Annotated in this window: 15 protein-coding genes; all 15 read right to left on the bottom strand. The window is 70.7% G+C overall.

The window, feature by feature from the left end:
• Window positions 1-3: 3 nt before the first annotated feature.
• Genes B1729_RS09515 through B1729_RS09445 form a run of 15 tightly spaced genes read right to left on the bottom strand, consistent with a single transcriptional unit; the run spans window position 4 to window position 17,430 of the window.
• A complete protein-coding gene (locus B1729_RS09515) occupies window positions 4-1,467 on the bottom strand; it encodes an FAD-dependent oxidoreductase (RefSeq protein ID WP_163632376.1) in 1,464 nt (487 codons plus the stop codon).
• Window positions 1,460-1,765 carry a (2Fe-2S)-binding protein gene (locus B1729_RS09510; protein WP_163618185.1) on the bottom strand — a complete coding sequence of 102 codons (306 nt, stop codon included), beginning with the start codon at window positions 1,763-1,765 and terminating at the stop codon, window positions 1,460-1,462. Before B1729_RS09510 ends, B1729_RS09515 begins: the two co-directional genes overlap by 8 nt.
• A complete protein-coding gene (locus B1729_RS09505) occupies window positions 1,762-2,931 on the bottom strand; it encodes an FAD-dependent oxidoreductase (protein ID WP_163632374.1) in 1,170 nt (389 codons plus the stop codon). Before B1729_RS09505 ends, B1729_RS09510 begins: the two co-directional genes overlap by 4 nt.
• Entirely contained in the window at window positions 2,928-3,638 is a 711-nt protein-coding gene (locus tag B1729_RS09500; RefSeq protein WP_163618187.1) for a GntR family transcriptional regulator, read from the bottom strand. The genes B1729_RS09505 and B1729_RS09500 overlap by 4 nt, the downstream gene beginning before the upstream one ends.
• A complete protein-coding gene (locus B1729_RS09495; protein WP_163618188.1) occupies window positions 3,635-4,636 on the bottom strand; it encodes an ornithine cyclodeaminase family protein in 1,002 nt (333 codons plus the stop codon). The genes B1729_RS09500 and B1729_RS09495 overlap by 4 nt, the downstream gene beginning before the upstream one ends.
• Complete coding sequence (locus tag B1729_RS09490) at window positions 4,633-5,634, bottom strand: proline racemase family protein (protein WP_163618189.1); 1,002 nt, start codon at window positions 5,632-5,634, stop codon at window positions 4,633-4,635. The genes B1729_RS09495 and B1729_RS09490 overlap by 4 nt, the downstream gene beginning before the upstream one ends.
• A gap of 13 nt (window positions 5,635-5,647) precedes the next feature.
• Window positions 5,648-6,556: a dihydrodipicolinate synthase family protein gene (locus B1729_RS09485; RefSeq protein ID WP_163618190.1), complete on the bottom strand. Its 909-nt coding sequence runs from the start codon at window positions 6,554-6,556 to the stop codon at window positions 5,648-5,650.
• Between the two features lie 57 nt (window positions 6,557-6,613).
• Window positions 6,614-9,313 carry a beta-L-arabinofuranosidase domain-containing protein gene (locus B1729_RS09480; RefSeq protein WP_163618191.1) on the bottom strand — a complete coding sequence of 900 codons (2,700 nt, stop codon included), beginning with the start codon at window positions 9,311-9,313 and terminating at the stop codon, window positions 6,614-6,616.
• Entirely contained in the window at window positions 9,310-10,755 is a 1,446-nt protein-coding gene (locus B1729_RS09475; RefSeq protein WP_163632372.1) for an aminopeptidase P family protein, read from the bottom strand. The genes B1729_RS09480 and B1729_RS09475 overlap by 4 nt, the downstream gene beginning before the upstream one ends.
• A complete protein-coding gene (locus B1729_RS09470) occupies window positions 10,752-12,035 on the bottom strand; it encodes an alpha/beta fold hydrolase (protein WP_204318896.1) in 1,284 nt (427 codons plus the stop codon). Before B1729_RS09470 ends, B1729_RS09475 begins: the two co-directional genes overlap by 4 nt.
• Window positions 12,032-12,892 (bottom strand): ATP-binding cassette domain-containing protein, encoded by an 861-nt coding sequence (locus B1729_RS09465; RefSeq protein WP_163618194.1) that lies wholly within the window; start codon window positions 12,890-12,892, stop codon window positions 12,032-12,034. The genes B1729_RS09470 and B1729_RS09465 overlap by 4 nt, the downstream gene beginning before the upstream one ends.
• Window positions 12,889-13,749, bottom strand: a complete 861-nt coding sequence (locus tag B1729_RS09460) for an ABC transporter ATP-binding protein (RefSeq protein ID WP_239539581.1) — start codon at window positions 13,747-13,749, stop codon at window positions 12,889-12,891. Before B1729_RS09460 ends, B1729_RS09465 begins: the two co-directional genes overlap by 4 nt.
• A gap of 11 nt (window positions 13,750-13,760) precedes the next feature.
• Window positions 13,761-14,759: an ABC transporter permease gene (locus tag B1729_RS09455; RefSeq protein ID WP_163618196.1), complete on the bottom strand. Its 999-nt coding sequence runs from the start codon at window positions 14,757-14,759 to the stop codon at window positions 13,761-13,763.
• Window positions 14,756-15,730 (bottom strand): ABC transporter permease, encoded by a 975-nt coding sequence (locus B1729_RS09450; protein ID WP_163618197.1) that lies wholly within the window; start codon window positions 15,728-15,730, stop codon window positions 14,756-14,758. Before B1729_RS09450 ends, B1729_RS09455 begins: the two co-directional genes overlap by 4 nt.
• 2 nt (window positions 15,731-15,732) lie before the next feature.
• Complete coding sequence (locus B1729_RS09445; RefSeq protein WP_163632367.1) at window positions 15,733-17,430, bottom strand: ABC transporter substrate-binding protein; 1,698 nt, start codon at window positions 17,428-17,430, stop codon at window positions 15,733-15,735.
• Window positions 17,431-17,491: the final 61 nt, after the last annotated feature.

Raw genomic sequence — 17,491 nt, 5'->3', positions numbered from 1 at the left:
CGGTCAGTCCTTTCCGTCGGCGAGCGCTGCGAGGTCGGCGACCTTCACCGGGGTCGCCAGTGGCCGTTTTGCGAGCGGCTCGAGGTCTGCGGGGCCGGCCGGCCGCCCGGTCTGGGCCGACACCAGGCACGAGAGCGCGAACCCGCAGACGCGGCCCTGGCACAGGCCCATGCCCGGGCGCGCCGTGACCCGGACGTCGCGCGGGTCGTCGGCGCCGAGCCCGTGCACGGTGACGGCCACCGCACCCGCGTCGACCTCTTCGCATCGGCAGACCGTCGTGTCCGCCGCGAGCCATGTCGTCCATTCGGCGGGCACGGGAGAGGCCTGGTGCATGCCGACCGCGAACCGGCGGCCCCGGGCGATGCGGCGACGCAGCCGCGCGCGCCGGCGCGGGTCGTCGGCGCGGCCGGCGTCGACCGCGGCGGTGAGCGCGGCGAGCTCGCCTTCGGCACACGACTGCACCGCGCCGCCGATGCCGGTCACTTCGCCGGCGAGGTAGACCCCGGGGACGCTCGCGCGCTGGTCGGCGTCGGCGACTGCGACGAGAGAGTCGTCGACGTCGACGCGCGTCTTCGCGCCCACGCCGATCGCGAGCTCGAGCTGCGGCGTGAAGCCCCAGCCGAGCGCGACCAGGTCGGCCTCGACGGTGCGCTCGGTGCCGGGCTGGATCCGGCCGCGGGCGTCGACGCCGGCCAGCGTCACGCGTGAGACGCGCCCCTCGCCCGAGACCGCCGCGACGATGGTGCGGGTGCGCAGCGCGATGCGGTGCTTCAAGAACGCGGCGGCATAGCCGATGCCCTCGAGCAGCTTGCCGGGCTCCTGGATCGCCCGCAGCGGCGTGGCGGCCCAGCGCGACAGCGCGTTCGCATCGCACACGGCGACCACCTCGACGCCGGCGTCGGCCAGCCCCGCGGCGACCGAGAGGAGGAACGGCCCGGTGCCGGCGACGACGGCGCGCCGTCCCGCCGCCACCTGGTTCGCCTTGAGGAGCGCCTGCACGCCGCCCGCGGCCATCACTCCTGGGGTCGTCCACCCGGGAAGGGGGAGCTGGCGGTCGTACGCGCCCGTGGCGAGCACCACCCGCTCGGCTCGGACGGCCGGCTCGCCGGCATCCGTCGCGTCCTCGTCGGATGTGAACGTCGTGCGCAGGACCAGCAGCGTCTCATCGCGGTCGATGCGCCACACGTGCCGCCCCGCGACGTGGACGAGCCGCCCGCCCTCGACCGCACGCCGCAGCCGGGCGCGAAGATCGCGGTACTGAGACCAGTGGTGGTGCCCGGTCGATTCGTGGCGTTCGAATGCGTCGAGGTGCTGTTCGTCGGGGTGCCGCCAGTACTGGCCGCCGCTCTGCTGCCCGGCGTCGACGAGCGCGACCGCCAGGCCGCGTTCGGCCGCCGCGACGGCGGCAGACAGGCCCGCAGGCCCCGCACCGATCACTGCGAGCTCGTAGACGGATGCCTCAGCCACCGTGCCCTCCCGCCATCGGCAGCGCCTCGTGCGGGTCGTCGCTGCGCACGACCTGCCCGTCGCGTGCGGGTGTGACACAGGCCCGCCGCGCCCGGGCGCCGTCGACGGTGAGGATGCAGTCATAGCAGACGCCGATGCCGCAGAACAGCCCGCGCGGCTCGCCGGTCACGCGGGTCGTGCGCCACGCGGAGACCCCCGCCGCCGCGAGCGCGGCGCCGATCGTCTGACCCTCGCGGAAGGCGATGCTCCGCCCGTCGAACGTGAGCTCGCCGGTGCGGTCCGGCTTCGGAGCGTTCATGCGGCAGGCCTTTCGTCGAACCGATGCGGCCGGAACGGCTCCAGGGAGAGGTCGGTGGGCTCGCCCCGCAGGGATTGCACGAGGAGCTTCGCGGTGCCGACCGACAAGCCGATGCCCGCGCCCTCGTGGCCGGCGGCGTGCCAGAGCCCCGGCATCCTTCCGTCCTCCCCGATGACGGGGAGATGGTCCGGGCAGTACGGGCGGAACCCGGAATAGGTGCGCATGATCTGGACGCCGGCGAGCACGGGGAACAGTTCGATCCCGGCGCGCGCGATGCGGCCGACCGCCTCGGACGAGAACGTGGTGTCGAACCCCACCCGCTCGCGGCTGGCGCCCATGAGGATCGTGCCGCTCGGCGTGCCCTCGACGACCGACGACACCTGGAGTCCGGCGTCCGAGCTCGCCACGTTCTCGACGTACTCCGCCGAGTAGACCTTGTGGCGGACGGTCGGGGGCAGCGGCTCCGAGACGAGGACGAATCCGCGGCGGGGGAGCACGGGGAGTGTGACGCCCGCGAGGGCGGCGACCTCGCCGCTCCACGGGCCGGCGCAGACGATCACGGCGCCCGCGTCGATGCGTCCGGCGGTGGTGTCGACTCCGGTGGCGCGGCCGCTCGTCACGTGGATCGCGTGGACAGCGGTGCGGGTCAGCAGCCGGGCCCCGCGGTCGCGGGCGAGGCGCAGCAGGTGGTGCGCCGCGAGCACGGGCTGCACCTGGGCGTCGTCGGGGTAGAACGCGCCGCCCGCCATCGCGGGGTTCAGGTACGGCTCGATCTCGCGCAGTGCCCCCGCATCGCCGACGTCGTCGACACGGATGCCGAGTCCGCGCTGGTGCGCCACGAGCGCGCCCAGGGCGCGCTTGCCGCGGTCCGTCGCCGACACGACCAGTCCGCCCTTCGCCTCGAACTCCCAGTCCGCGGCGTGCTCCGCCAGCTCGCCGCGCCAGAGCGTCTGCGAGTAGAGCGACAGATCGAGCTCGGGCCCGACCTCCTTGTCGGAGACGAGGAGGTTCCCCTCGCACCTGCTGGTGGTGCCGGACGCGATCGAGCCGCGCTCGACGACCGTTACCGACAGGCCCGCCGACGAGGCGAAGTACGCGACGGCCGCGCCGAGGATCCCCGCTCCGATGATCACGACGTCCGAGCGGGGTGCTGCGGCCGCGCTCATGCGGGGCGGGGGATGCCCGCGGGAGGGGACCCGGCGGCGGAGTAATCGGACCAGTCGGTCAGGACGTGCTCGATGTGGGCATGGACCAGCTCGCGCGCGAGTGCCGCGTCGCCGGCCTCGATCGCGTCGAGCATGAGATCGTGCTCGCGCGCGGACGAGGTCAGCCGGCCTTGCTCGGCGAGCGCCGAGAGGCCGAACAACCTGGTCTGCGAGCGCAGCGAGGCCACGAGCTCGGTCAGGCGCGAGTTGCCTGCGTACTGCAGCAGGGCCAGGTGGAAGTCGCTGTCCGCGGTGAGATACCCGATGAGGTCGCCGGTCTCGGCGCCCTCGATGATCGCCGCGGCCTGCCGCCGGAGACCGGGGAGCGCTTCGGCGGGGACATGCGGGGTCGCGCGCTCGATCGCGGGCGGCTCGAGCAGAAGACGCAGCTCGGTCACCTCGAGGAGGTCCTGCGGCGACACCTCGGTCACCTGGAATCCGCGGTTGGGCAGCGCGATGACCAGCCCTTCGCGGACGAGGTCGAGCATCGCCTCGCGGATCGGCGTCGCCGACACGCCGAACTGCTCACCGAGGCTCGGGGCCGAGTACACACGACCGGGCTGCATCTCACCGCTGATGATCGCCGAGCGCAGCGCCCGCGTGACGGTGTCGCGGATGCTCGGCTGCTTGCTCAGGCGCACGACGCTGCGCAGCTCGGGACCGGTCATCTGTGGGCCTCCTCGGACGCGGACGGCTCGTCCGTTCGCGTGGACTCCATGATCCTCTCCACGACGGCCAGGTCTTCCCACGCCATGCCGACCCCGGTGTACACTGCCGGCGCGCCGGGACGGCGGACGAACTCACCGCGGATCAGCTCGGCGAGGTTCGCGATCGGCTGGGTGCCGCCCGCCCATTCCTCGTCCGTGCGCGCGGCGGCGAGATTGCCGTTCTCACGCAACGCCGACGCGCGCGCCTCGACCACGAGGTCGGCCGCCCGCACCAGTCGCTCGCCGAGTTCGCGGTGATCGCGCCCGTGCGACCCGATCGCCGCGACCACGGCGTCCGGGCGTACGTCGTCGAGGTCGAGCAGGGGTCTCGGCGACGAGGTGGCGGTAACCACGACGTCCGCCGCAGCCACGTCGTCGCGCGAGCCGGCGTCCGCCGCGATGCCGGCGGCGCGCAGTGCGGCGACGGCGGAGTCGACGCGGCCGGGCGTCCGCCCGATCACGCTCACCCGCCCGGCCGGCAGTAGGTCGGCGAGGGTCAGGATGTGCTCGACCGCCTGAGGCCCAGACCCTACGACGGCGAGGTGGTCGATCGAGGTCCGGGGGCCGGCGGGATCGGCGGTCAGCAGCCCGCAGACCGCCACAGCCGTCACCGCGGGCGTGCGCAGCGTCGTCAGGCGCGCGCCGTCGAGGACCGCGCGGGGCTCGAGCGTCTCCCGGTCGAACAGGAGGTACCACGCGTGGATCTTCGGCAGGCCGAGCCGCGTGTTGCCCGGGGCGATCGTGGCCACCTTGATTCCCGCGGAAGACGCGGACTCCGCCGGCATCAGCAGGAACTCGCCGCCCGCGAGCGGGGCGAACAGGCGGTCGTGGGCGTTCTCGACATCCCACCCGGCCCGCAGCGTGGCCGTGATCGCCTCGACCGCGTCCCTGCGTGAGAGGGCAGCGTCGATGTCGGTCGCGCTCACGACCGGGATGCCGACAGTGGAGGAGAGGCTCACAGCACGAACCCCCGCGGGAACGGATCGGACGGATCGAGCATGTATTGCGCCGTACCCGTGACCCAGGCGCGGCCTGTGATCGTCGGGATCACGGCCGGGGTGCCGGCGACCCAGGTCTCTTCGACGAGTCGGCCGGTGAAGGCGGTGCCGATGTAGGACTCGTTCACGAAGTCGGTGCCGAGCGGCAGCAGGCCCCGTGCGTGCAGCTGGGCCATGCGCGCACTCGTCCCGGTCCCGCAGGGGGAGCGGTCGAACCACCCCGGGTGGATCGCCATGGCGTGGCGCGAGTGGCGGGCGGTGGAGCCCGGCGCCTCGAGGTACACGTGGTGGCAGCCGTGGATCGTGGGATCGACCGGGTGCCTCGGCTCATCCACCTCGTCGATCGCGGCCATGATGGCCAGTCCCGCCGCGAGGAGGTCGTCCTTGCGCGAACGCTCGAAGGGCAGGCCGAGGCTGTCGAGCGACACGATGGCGTAGAAGTTGCCGCCGAATGCGAGGTCGTACGACACCGCGCCGTAGCCGGGGACGTCGACCGACCGATCGAGCCCGACCACGAACGAGGGCACGTTGCGGATCGTGACGCTCTCGGCATGCCCCTCGGCGACGGCGACGTCGGCGATCACGAGGCCTGCCGGCGTGTCGAGGCGGATCGTCGTCACCGGCTCGACGACCGGCACCATCCCGGTCTCGACCAGCACGGTCGCGACGCCGATGGTGCCGTGCCCGCACATGGGGAGGCAGCCCGACACCTCGATGTACAGCACGCCGAAGTCCGCGTCAGGACGCGTAGGCGGCTGCAGGATCGCGCCGCTCATCGCGCTGTGCCCGCGAGGCTCGTTCATCAGGAGAGTACGCACGTCGTCGCTGTTCGCCATGAACCACTGGCGACGCTCCTCCATCGTCGCTCCCGGGAGCACACCCATCCCGCCCACGATGACGCGGGTGGGCATGCCCTCGGTGTGGGAGTCGACGGCGTGGAAAACGCGCTGCGATCGCATTCGGGTCCTCGGATCAGCGGTAGCCCTTGGCCAGGACGGCCTCGGTGTCGGAGATGATACGCGCGCGCACGTCGTCGGGGAGCGGCAGGCGCGGCGGGCGCGTGGTGATGCCTGCTGGGGCGACACCGGCGACCTCCTGCGAGAGCTTGATCGCCTGGACGAACCAGGTCTTCGAGTCCCAGCGCAGCAGCGCGTGGAGGTCGCGGTAGATGTCGCGAGCCTTGACCCAGTCGGTCGGGTCGTCGGAGGTCGACAGGTTGTACAGCTCCACAGTCGACGCGGGAATCGCGTTCGGGTAGCCGGCGACCCAGCCGACGGCTCCGTTGATACCGAGTTCGAGTACGACGTCGTCGGAGCCGATCGAGATGTCGAGGCCCGGAGCGAGCTCGCGGATCTCGAACGCGTGGCGCACGTCGCCCGAGAACTCCTTCACGGAGACGATCAGGCCTTCCTGGTACAGGCGCGCCAGCAGATCCGGTCGCAGGTCGACCTTGGTGTCGATGGGGTTGTTGTAGGCCAGCACCGGCAGGCCCACGGCGGCGACGCGGCGGAAGTGGTCGACGACCTCGTCGTCGCTCGCACGGTACGCGTTGGGTGGAAGCAGCATGACGGCGGGGGCGCCGTGCTCGGCCGCGTGCTCGGTCAGGCGCACGCTCTCGAGCGCGCCGTAGGCGCCGACGCCGGGGATGACGGCGGTTCCCGTAGGAGCAGCGTCCAGGGCGGTGAGGTAGACCTGTCGGCGCTCATCCTCGGTGAGCGTCTGGTACTCGCCGAGCGACCCGTTGGGGATGATCCCCGTGACGCCGTTCGATGTCGTGAAGCGCACGTGCTCGGCGTACGCGTCGTAGTTCACCGAGAAGTCGGGATTGATGGGGAGGGTCGTGGCGAGGTTCACACCGTGCCAGGGCTTGCGGTCGGTCATCGTGTCTCCAGTGTCGATAGGTGCAATTGCAATGGTAATGGGGCGGACGGGTTCCGTCTAGGTCCGCGGCCGCCCGGGCAGGACGAGCCTGCGACGCGGCTCCTCGTTGCCGGCGCGGTCGGTCGCTGCGTACTCGATGATCTGCTCGTCGTCGGTGAGTGCGCGCACGAACGCCTCCTGGAAGGTCGCCCAGAAGGTCCCCGGCCCCTGCCACTGGATGCGTTCGGCACCTGAGACGTCGTCGCGCGCGACGAAGGTGATCTCGACGCCGGCGCCCAAGGGCTTCACGCGTGCCTCGGTCACCGGAGGAGTCGTGTCGATGTGGAGCGTGCGTGCTGCGAATCCGGTGAGTCCCGAAGCGGTGGCCCGCGCCTCGATGCGCACCGAGCCCTCGATCCCGACCCGCAGCACGTCGGTGTACACCTGCCAGTCGTCCTCTCCGACGCGCACTTCGACGGACTCGACCTCGTGCTCCCCGCACGTCGCACGCACGCGGATCTGCGGCGGTGTCGTATGCCAGCCGGACGCGGCCGGCTCGGGTGCGAGGATCTCGACGAGGGGGACGGATGCCGCGTACTCGACGTCCGCGGTCTGCTCGAGCCACTCCTCGGCCGGCCCGACGTCGGGTGCGTCTTCCCACGCTCCCCGGAGGCTCGCCGCATCGAGCTCCAGTGCGCGACGGAGCACCGTGCGCGCCTCGCCGAGGCTCAGCAGGGAGTCGGCGTGCCCGAGCTGCACCGCACCCAGCACGCGGGCGACGAATGCGCTTCGCGTGCAGGGGAGGGGGTCGGTCCAGAGATCGTCAAGGATCGTGGCGCCGTCCTCACGTCGGCGCGCGGCGACGCCGGTGTCGACGCCCGCGAAGCCGATCGTGGCGTCCGCCGATCGCACGTACAGGTGGTACCGGTGGTCGGTCCCCGTCCACACGGGCGCGAAGGGCAGGCCGTCGACGCGCACGGCGCCTTCCGAGAGCAGCGTCGTCCGCGGATCCGCGTCGTCGCCGATGAGGGTGCCGTCGAGCAGCCGCCGACGATCGAGGGCGATCTCGAGCCACGTCGTGCTGTCGGACCGGGCCGCCAGGACGCTCGGGCCGAAGGCGACGTGACGCACCTGCGGATCGTCGGGCGTCGCGTGGGCTCGCAGGCTCATCGGCAGTTCGAGGACCAGCTCTTCGCCGGGCGTCCAGTCGCGGTGCACGTCCGCATACTGCCCTGGCCGCACGTCCAGCGCCACAGGCTCGGCGCCGATCCGGGCGGACGCCGGCGCGCCGACCCATCCGGGGACGCGCACGTGCAGAGTCAGCGGCACCGGGTCGGGGCATCCGTCGGTCCGCTCCACCCGTATGCGCACCTGCGAGCCGAGCGGAAGCTCGGATTCGAGGACGATGCGTAACCCTCGTTCGCGCCACGTGAGTTCGGCGGGCGTGTGCGGATTGATCCACAGCTCGGCGTCGGTGCCGACCCCGCGGAAGAACACGGAGTCCTGGTACTTGACGTGGTTCTCGAGGCCGGTCCCGCCGCAGCACGTTCCGACGTTGTCGAACTCGGGGAGGGCGCCCGGGTGCACCGGGAACATGTAGGTGACCTCGGGGCTCGTCTCGGAGCGGACGTCCCGCCGGGAACCGAGGATGTGGTTGAGCGCGCCGCGCTCGTAGTACTCCATGTACTTCGCGTCGAGCGTGTGCTGGAACAGCAGTCGCGAGAGCTTCAGCAGGTTGTAGGTCGCGCATGTCTCGGCGTTGCGGTGCCCGATGTCGCCGGCGACGCGGCCGGCCGGCCCCCACAGCTCGCTCTCCCCGGTGCCGCCGTGCGCGTACATGCGCCCCGGCACCACCTGGTCCCACAGCCCGGCGGCGGCGTCGAGATACGCGCGCTCGCCGGTGGCCTCGTACTCGTGAACGTAGCCGATGAGCTGTGGCAGGTGCTGATTGGCGTGCATGCCGTCGAGGATGTCGCGGCGTGACGCTCCTGCGGCGACGAGCTCGTGCTGATCGAACATCCTCGCGGTCTCGAGGAAGAGCGGCTCGTCGGCGACAGCCGCGAGCCGCGTCATCGTCTCGTTCATGCCGCCGAACTCACCGGCGATGTAGAGGGACCACATGTGTTGGCGCCGGGCGTCGTCCAGCCGCGAGAGACGGCCGTGGACCCAGCGCCCCATCGCCCTCGCCACGGCGAGCGCCTGCTCGCTGCCGACCAGCTCGTGCGCGTCGAGGAGGCCGGCCATGATCTTGTGGCAGGTGTAGTACGGTGCCCAGATCTCGCCGTAAGGGGCGCCGTCCTCGAGCCGGGAGAACTGCCACTCGCCGTAGGCGGCGAGGAACCCCGGGTGGGAGTAGCGGCCCGTCGCCGCGAGGACCGACTGCACCTCGGCGAGACCCGCGACGAACTCCTCGGTCTTGGCGTGGAGCACCGGGTCGCCTTCGCCTGCGGCGGCCATCGCGAGCATCGACAGGAAATGCCCGGCGTAGTGGCCGCGAAGCAGGTTGGCCGTCTGGGCGGCCTCGCGGCCGGGGTAGTCGTGCTCGCTCCACGCGTCTTCGGCGGGGTGCCCGAAGTCCTCCCACGAGCCCGGCGGCACTGCGCCGCGGGTGTCGAGCCCGGAATTGGCTCGGAATACGGCGAGGAGCCGGTCGATGGGATACACGTGGGCCAGGTGGAGCATCTCGTCGCGAGCGCGCTGGAACACGCTCGTCTCGCCCAGCCGGACGTCCGCGAGCGGGAAGTCCAGCGCCAGGCGAGTGGCCGTCGCGGCGCTCACGCTCCCGACCCGAGGTGCGTGCGCGTCCACTGCTCGACGCCGTCCGCGTCGATGGGGAGGGCGGACGAGAGGACCTCGGAGCCGGACTCCGTGACCAGGACGTCGTCCTCCAGGCGCACTCCGATGCCGCGCAGCTCGGGAGGCAGCGTGAGGTCGTGGGCGTGGAAGTAGAGCCCGGGCTCGACGGTCATGACGACGCCTGGTTCGAGGTCGGCGCCCATGTAGTCCTCGTAGTGCGCCTGGCTGCAGTCGTGCACATCCAGGCCCAGGTGGTGGCCGATGCCGCACGCCAGGTATCGCCGGTGCTGCTGCCCCTCGGGGGAGAGCGCCTCGTCCACCGAGACCGGAAGCAGACCCCAGTCGTGCAGCCCCTGGGCGATCACCTCCATGGCGGCGAAGTGGAAGTCGAGGTAGGGCGTGCCGGGGCGGATCTGCTCGAGGCCCGCGCGATGCGCCTTCTCGACGAGGTCGTGCACCGCCCGCTGGGAAGTGGTGAAGGTGCCCCTCGCCGGAACCGTGCGGGTGACGTCGGCGGTGTAGAGCGAATGCGCCTCGACGCCCATGTCGAGCAGGAGCGCGGCGTCGGGCAGGATCGGGCCGTCGCATCGGACCCAGTGGAGGATGGGTGCGTGCGCACCCGAGCCGACGATGGTGGAATAGCCGGGGCCGTTTCCGAACGTGCGCGCGTGCCGGTCGAACGTCCCCTGCAGCCACCGCTCCCCGAGCCCGTCCGCGATGGCGCGCGGCACCTCGGCGACGACGGCCTCGAACCCGCCGACCGTCGCGTCCACGGCGGCGCGCAGCTGCGTGATCTCCCACTCGTCCTTAACCATGCGCAGCCGGGACAGCGTGCGCTCGAGCTCCGGCGAGACGTTCGCACCCGCGGCCGCGGTCAGCGGGGCGGCCGAGCGTGCGGCGTGGGCACCGCGCAGGTCTGCGTGCCGGGCCTCGAGCGACTCGAGAGGCTCGACGGTCACCTGCAGGGCGTCGCTCCACTCCGGCAGCCCGGCCGACGGGCCGACCCACAGCTCCCCGTGCGCGGCATCCGAGAAGAAGCCGTCGTCGCCGGGCCGGAACGGGCGCGGGAGGTAGAGCACGGCGTCGTGACCGCCGGCGACCGGCCACATGACGAGCACCGCATCCTCGATCTGGCAGCCGGTCAGCCACACGAAGCTGCTGTCGGCGCGGAACCCGTAGGCGGCGTCGTCGTTGCGGACGGGGGCGCTGCCCGCCGCGGCGACGAGCGTCAGGCCCGGCAGCGCGGCGCTCAGTCGCGATCGGTGGGATGCCGCGGCCGCCGCCGTGCCGGAGGGAAGCGTCGGATGCACGGCCACGTCGTCCCAGCGGGACGCGATGAACTCCGTGAAGGCGGGGATCTCTGCCAGGCGCGGGTAACGCGTGCCCGCGTAGGGCGGCCTGACGGGGGTGTGGTGATGCGTCATCGTGTCTCTCCTCCTCGGTCGCGCACGAGTTCCCGCAGCGCGGTGAACGTCCGGCCCGACCCGATTCCGTCGTGCTCGAATTCGTTGGTGACCCAGTACTGCGAGTTCCCGATGCGCGAGAGCGTGTCGAGCTGCAGCCCGGCGTCGACGAACATGTCGTCGAAGTACACCGCCGCGGCGAGCGGCACCTCGGATGCCGCGAGCCGGCCGGCGTCGTACAGCGGCGTCCACGCGGTCCGCTCGGCGAGGGCGTGCACGGCATCGCGGAAGCCGCGCAGCAGCCGCACCTCGTCGAACATCCACGGGAACGCCATCTCGCCCGTGAACAGCAGCGGCCGCCGCTCCGGGTCGAACGCCGGCCGCCCGTCGCGGGCCGTCTGCGCAGCCCAGGCCGTCGGTCCGCTGCCGGGGTCGCCGTAGATCGACTCCTGGAGCGTCCAGAACAGCGGATTGCCGGCACTGGAGGTGAGGGTCATCGTGTCCTGGAGGAACGCGGTCGACAGCCGGCCCGCTCGTGTGAACGCCTTCTCGAAGAGCCAGTGCAGGCGCTCGTGCCCCGGCTTCATGCCGAGGTCGATGCCGAGCGACTGGAACCGGTGCACTGTCAGCCGATCGCCGTCCGGGAGCAGGACGTCCTCGTGCGCGAGCACGTCCGCGATGCGGGCGACCGCCACGGCGTCAGCGGGGAACCGCCGGTACAGCTCGGCCGTCTTCTGTGCGACGCGGTCGAACGTGCGCGCGTACACCTCGTCCGCCCGCGGGGGCGTTCCCGGGATCCCGCCGCAGATGTAGCAGGCGGCGAGGGCGTCGGGGGCGATCGAGAGGTAGGTCAGGGTGAGGAAGCCGCCGTAGCTCTGCGCGAGCGTGGCCCACCGTCGGCCTTCGTACCTCGTGTTCCGCACGTGCTCGAGGTCGCGGACGATCGAGTCGGCCCGGAACAGGGCCAGCAGGTCAGCGCCGGCCTCAGCGGCGAGCGGCTCGACGTCGGCGGCCTCGAGCGGGTGGCTGCGGCCCGTTCCGCGCTGGTCGACGAGCACGACGCGGTAGTCCGCCAGCGCTTCGTCGAGCCACCCATCGCGCCGCAGGGGGCGGGGGTTGGCGCCTCCCGGACCGCCCTGCAGATAGGTGAGGAGCGGCAGATCGTCGCCCACGCGCGCGGGATCGACGAGTTCGCGCACGAACACCTCGATCGACCGGCCCGCCGGGGCGTCCCAGTCCAGCGGGACGTCGATGTAGGCCTCCGTGACGTGGATGCCGGGCAGGTGGTACGTCGTCGTCATGAGGCCTCCGATGCCATGGCCGCACGGCGTCGCTCCGCCTCGCGCCGGCGCGCGTCCCACTCGGGATCGATGCGCGGGACCGCCGCGAGCAGCGTGCGGGTGTATTCGTCCTGGGGGTCTGCGAAGATGCGATCCCGTTCGCCCTGCTCGACGATCCGGCCACGGCTCATGACCGCCACGCGGGTCGCGATCTGGCGCACGACGGCGAGATCGTGCGCGATGAACAGGTAGCCGAACCCCTCGTCGCGCTGGAGCGAGCGGAGCAGATTGATCACCTGGGCCTGCACCGAGACGTCGAGCGCCGAGACGGCCTCGTCGCAGATCACGAGCTTCGGGCCGACCGCGAGCGCCCGGGCGATGCCGATGCGCTGCGCCTGCCCGCCCGAGAACTGCGCCGGATACCGGCCCGAGTGGTCGGGATTGAGGCCGACTCGCTCCATCAGGCTGCGCGTGAACGCGCGGGCCCCCCCGGGGATCTTGCGTTTCTGATAACGCAGCGGGGCGGTCACGAGACCTTCGACGGTGTGCCGGGGGTTCAGCGACGAGTACGGGTCCTGGAAGATGACCTGGACGTCGCTGCGGAAGGAATGCAGCGCGCGGCCCTTCAGGCTCGTGACATCCTGGCCTTCGAACTCCACCGTTCCGGCGGTGGGCTCCATCAAGCGCGCCACGAGGCGGGCCGTGGTCGACTTGCCGGAACCGGACTCGCCGACGAGTGCCAGGGTCTCGCCGCGGAACACCTCGAACGAGACGTCGTCGACGGCGCGGAAGGTCGTGGGGCGGCTCAGCATCGGTCCGTGGCTGGTGAACTCCTTCACCAGACCCGTCGCCCGGCACAGCGCAGTGGCATCCGTCATCGCTTCTCCTCCTCTGCAACGACGGGGATCGCCGTCGTGCGGAGCTCGCCGATCTCGTCGTCGATGCGGGGCACGGCGTCGAGCAGTCGCCGCGTGTACTCGTGCTGCGGGTCGCTGAAGACGTCCTCGACGGATCCCTTCTCGACGAGGTGCCCGCCGCGCATGACCACGATGCGGTCGGCGACCTCGCTCACCACCGCGAGGTCGTGGGTGATGAGGATCAGTCCCGCACCGGTGTCGCGTCGGATCTCGGCGAGCAGCGCCAGGATCTGGGCCTGCACTGTGACGTCCAGCGCCGTCGTCGGCTCGTCGGCGATGATGAGGTCGGGCTCCATGCTGAGTGCCATGGCGATCATGATGCGCTGGCGCATGCCACCCGAGAACTGGTGCGGGTAGTGGTCCGCCCGACGGGCCGCGTCGTGGATGTGGACGCGATCCATGGCCTCGACAGCGACCTTCTTCGCCGCACGGGCCGACACTCCGGAGCGGTGCGAGCGGTAGGCCTCGGCTATCTGGACCCCGACGGTGTAGTAGGGGTTCAGCGACGAAAGCGGGTCCTGGAAGATCATCGCGATCCGATCGCCCCGGATGCGGCGCATCGCGCTCTCGCGCTCCGACAGCAGGTCCTTCCCGTCGAATCGGATCGAGCCGGTCGCTGTGCCGCCCTTGGGGAGAAGCCCCATGATCGCCAGGCTCGTCATCGACTTGCCCGAGCCGGACTCGCCCACGATGCCGAGGGCGCCGCCGCGCGGCACGGCGAAGTCGATGGAGTCGACGACGCGCGTGACGCCGTTCGCGGTGCGGAACTCGACGCTGAGGTCTTCGACGCGGAGCATGTCGCCGGTCGTGTCGTTCACGTTCTCTCCGGTCATGCGCGCGCCGCCGTCCGCACGCGGGGGTCGATCGCCGTGTAGAGGAGGTCGACGACGAGGTTGCCGACGATGACGAAGAACGCCGACAGGAGCGTCACGGCCATGATCACCGGCTGATCGTTGGACGAGATGGAGTCGGCGGTGAGCTTGCCCACGCCGTTCAGGCCGAAGACGGTCTCGGTGATCACGGCCCCGCCGAGGAGTCCCGCGAGGTCCATGCCGAAGATCGTGACGATCGGCGTGAGAGCCGGGCGCAGCGCATGGCGCCGCCAGACCAGGGACGAGCTCAGTCCCTTCGCGTTCGCGGTGCGGACGAAGTTCTCCTGCAGCGTCTCGATGACATTGGCGCGCGTGAGCCGCGTGTACACCGCGGCGTAGCCGACCGCCAGCACGATCCACGGCATGAGGAAGTTCAGGAACCACTGGCCCGGGTCCTCCGAGAACGGCACCGCCTGCGGGAAGGGGAGCCAGCCCAGCGCGACCACGAGGACGAACTGGAGGACGAGGGCGAGCACGTAGTTCGGGATCGACATCGCGCCGAGGGTGAGCCCAGCGAAGAACTTGTCGGTGAACCTGCCCTCGTGCACCGCGCTCAGCACGCCGCCGACGAGTCCGCCGACGAGCCACAGGATGGCGGCGCCGATCGCGATCGTCGCCGAGATCGGCAGCCGCTGGACGATCATCTCGCTCACGAGCTGGCCGGTCTGGAACGAGTAGCCGAGGCACGGGGCCGGGCACGTCACGACGGCGCCCGCCACGACGTACTCGCGTCCCGTGAACAGGCCGGAGAGGTACTCCCAGAACTGCTGCCAGAAAGGCTGGTCGAGGCCGAGGTTCATGCGGATCTGCTCGATGCGCTCGGGCGTGCAGTTCTTGCCGCAGATCTGCACCGCCGGGTCCGGAGAGAGCACGAAGAAGATCACGTAGGTGAACAGCGTCACCAGGAACAGCACCGCGATCATGCCCAGGATGCGGGAGCCGACGACGCGGATCATGCGCGCACCTCCGCGCTGCCGATGAGGGCCCGGATGCGGTCGCCCAGGGTGGTGAACGACAGCACGAGCAGGAAGAGGAACATGCCGGGGATGAGGAAGTACATGGGATCCACCGCGTACCACGGGGCGGCCGCGGCGATCATCTGGCCCCAGCTGGGGGTCGGCGGCACGACGCCGACACCGAGGAATGACAGGCCGGCCTCGGTGCCGATGTAGCCGGGCACCGCGAGCGTAGCCATCACGACGATCGTCGACAGCAGGTTCGGGAGGATCTCGCGGAAGATGATGTGGGCTCCGGACGCGCCGGAGGCCCGCGCCGACTCGACGAACTCGCGCTCCTTCAGGGAGAGCGTCTGCGAGCGCACGATGCGGGCGAGGTACGGCCACCCGAACAGGGAGATCACGAGCACGAGCAGGACGATGCGGTTGTCGGACGGCAGCGCCGAGAGGATGGCGATCATGAAGATGAGGGCGGGGAACGCCATGAGGAACTCCATGACGCGGGAGATGGCGGTGTCGATCCAGCCGCCGAAGTAGCCGGCGAGCAGTCCGAAGACCACCCCGAGAATGGTGGTGAGGAACGTGGCCGACAGCGCGACCGTCATCGACACGCGTGCGCCGTATGCGATGCGCGCGAAGATGTCGCGGCCGCTGCCGGGCTCCACGCCGAACCAGTGCTCGGCGCTGATGCCGCCGAACGGTCCGAGGGGGATGGCGCCCATGTTCGGGTCGATCGCGGTCTGGTCGAACTCGTAGGGTCCCCAGCCGCTCACCAGGACGATGAGCGGCGCGAAGATCGCCATGAGCAGGATCAGGACGATGTAGCCGAGCGAGAGCATCGCCGGCACATCGGTGAGGAATCCGCGCAGAAGCTTCCGGCCAGAGGCCGGGCGGGACTCCAATGACTCTTCGAGTACTGGGTCGCCGCCCGGCGTGGCCTCGACCTCGATGACGGTCGAGGGGATGGTCATGCTCAGCCCTTCGAGGGGTCCTTCAGACCGACGATGGTGAGATCGGTCATGTTGGTGCTCGGGTAGTAGCCGGCGATGTTCGTTCCCGGCAGGAAGATCCCGTTCTCGAACACCAACGGTGCGATCGGAGCGAGCTCCATGATCTGCTCGTCGAGGTCGCCCCACGCGGCGTTGGCCGCCTCGACGTCGGTCATGGCACGCACCTCCGCGATCCGCTCGTTGACGGCGGGGTCGTCGAGCTGGGCGAGGTTCTGGTTGCCCTTCTCGGTGATCATCGCGCCGTCGAACAGCGGCGGGATGAACGTACTCGCGCTCGACGCCCAGTCAGGGCACCATCCCGTGATGGCGGCGTCGTTCTGCTTGGCGGGGGTGGCGATCGTCTCGTAGTAGATCGCGGTGTCGATCACGTTCAGGTTGACCGTGATCCCCACCTTCTCGAGCGACTCCTGCACCGCTTCTGCCTGGGCCTGCATGGCGGGCTGCGAACGGATGTCGAGCGTGAACTCGAAGCCGTCGGCAAGGCCGGCCTCGGCCAGGAGCGCCTGGGCCTCTTCGGCGTTGCCGCCGTCCTCGTTCGCCGGGTAGAGGTCGAAGTCACGGTGGCCGTTCACCGCCGGCGGGATGATCGTGGTCGCGACGTCGGCCAGCTGGTTGCCGCCCGAGGCGTTCTGCACCGTGGTGCGGTCGAGCGCCCAGTTGACCGCCTGACGAACACGGACGTCGTCGAACGGCTCCTTGGTCGTGTTCATCGACATGTACGTCGTGCAGAACGCCGGTGCCTTGATGGCACGCTCCTGCAGCTCCGGAGTCTGGATGCGCGGGAGTGCGGCGCCGCTGATCTTGCCGGCGATCGCGTTGACATCGTCGCCCTGGCCGGCGATCATGCGCTCCTCGATCGTCGCCGCATCGATCCCCATGTCGAACTGCCACGCGTCCGGGTAGGCCTTGCGGACCTCGTCCGTCTCGGCGTTCCAGTGCTCGTTGCGCACCAGCTTGATGGTGCTGCCGGGCGTGTAGCTGTCGACCGTGTACGGTCCGGACGCGATGACGTCGTTGATGAACTCGTCGCCGCCGCCGCTGCCGACGGGGAAGGGCACCGCGTTCGACTGCGCCAGCACGTTGTCGAACTCGGGGAAGGGCGCCTTGAGGTGGAAGACGATCGTCTTCTCGTCGGGCGTCTCGATGGTGGGGATCTCGCCCGACACGTACGGGCCCTGGTAGTCGGCCGGAGCGTCGATGACGTTCTTCAGGTAGGGCGAGCCGATGCCGATCTGCGGGTCCCACGCTCGCGAGATGCCGAACTTGACCTCGGCCGACGTGATCGGGTCGCCGTCGTCGAATGCCAGGTCGTCCTTGAGCGTGTAGGTCCACTTCAGTCCGTCGTCGGACGCCGTGCCGAGGGACTCGGCGAGGTCGGGGACGATCGCATTCGGGTCGTCGGCGTCACCGGCCGCCTGCATGGTGAGGCCGCGATACAGCAGGCGGTAGAACGCGTTCACCCCGCCGTCCCAGCCGCGGGCAGGGTCGAGATACGAGAAGTCGGCGTTCTGCAGCATGTGCACGGTTCCGCCCTTCTGCGGGCCGTCGGTCGCGCCCTCGGTCGGCGCGGAGGATGTCGTTCCTCCCGAGCATCCGGCCAGCAGCAGGGCTGTGCTCAGGCCGGCGACGAGTAGTCCGGCGGCTCTCTTCTTGGCGGTCATCTGTCGACCATTCCTTCCTCTTGCTCCGTTGCGTCGAGTGACTCAACAATGAAACAACATG

This window comes from Microbacterium sp. B35-04 (assembly GCF_010634885.1).
GTDB lineage: Bacteria > Actinomycetota > Actinomycetes > Actinomycetales > Microbacteriaceae > Microbacterium.
Note: the sequence above shows the minus strand (reverse complement) of the source record. Positions and strands in the feature narration are given on the sequence as shown.

Bases quoted from the DNA above. Each gene is read 5' to 3' on its own strand.
- B1729_RS09485 (WP_163618190.1), bottom strand. From the start codon at position 6,556: ATGACCGACCGCAAGCCCTGGCACGGTGTGAACCTCGCCACGACCCTC.
- B1729_RS09445 (WP_163632367.1), bottom strand. From the start codon at position 17,430: ATGACCGCCAAGAAGAGAGCCGCCGGACTACTCGTCGCCGGCCTGAGC.
- B1729_RS09510 (WP_163618185.1), bottom strand. From the start codon at position 1,765: ATGAACGCTCCGAAGCCGGACCGCACCGGCGAGCTCACGTTCGACGGG.
- B1729_RS09500 (WP_163618187.1), bottom strand. From the start codon at position 3,638: ATGACCGGTCCCGAGCTGCGCAGCGTCGTGCGCCTGAGCAAGCAGCCG.
- B1729_RS09455 (WP_163618196.1), bottom strand. From the start codon at position 14,759: ATGATCCGCGTCGTCGGCTCCCGCATCCTGGGCATGATCGCGGTGCTG.
- B1729_RS09450 (WP_163618197.1), bottom strand. From the start codon at position 15,730: ATGACCATCCCCTCGACCGTCATCGAGGTCGAGGCCACGCCGGGCGGC.
- B1729_RS09465 (WP_163618194.1), bottom strand. From the start codon at position 12,892: ATGACGGATGCCACTGCGCTGTGCCGGGCGACGGGTCTGGTGAAGGAG.
- B1729_RS09490 (WP_163618189.1), bottom strand. From the start codon at position 5,634: ATGCGATCGCAGCGCGTTTTCCACGCCGTCGACTCCCACACCGAGGGC.
- B1729_RS09470 (WP_204318896.1), bottom strand. From the start codon at position 12,035: ATGACGACGACGTACCACCTGCCCGGCATCCACGTCACGGAGGCCTAC.
- B1729_RS09475 (WP_163632372.1), bottom strand. From the start codon at position 10,755: ATGACGCATCACCACACCCCCGTCAGGCCGCCCTACGCGGGCACGCGT.
- B1729_RS09505 (WP_163632374.1), bottom strand. From the start codon at position 2,931: ATGAGCGCGGCCGCAGCACCCCGCTCGGACGTCGTGATCATCGGAGCG.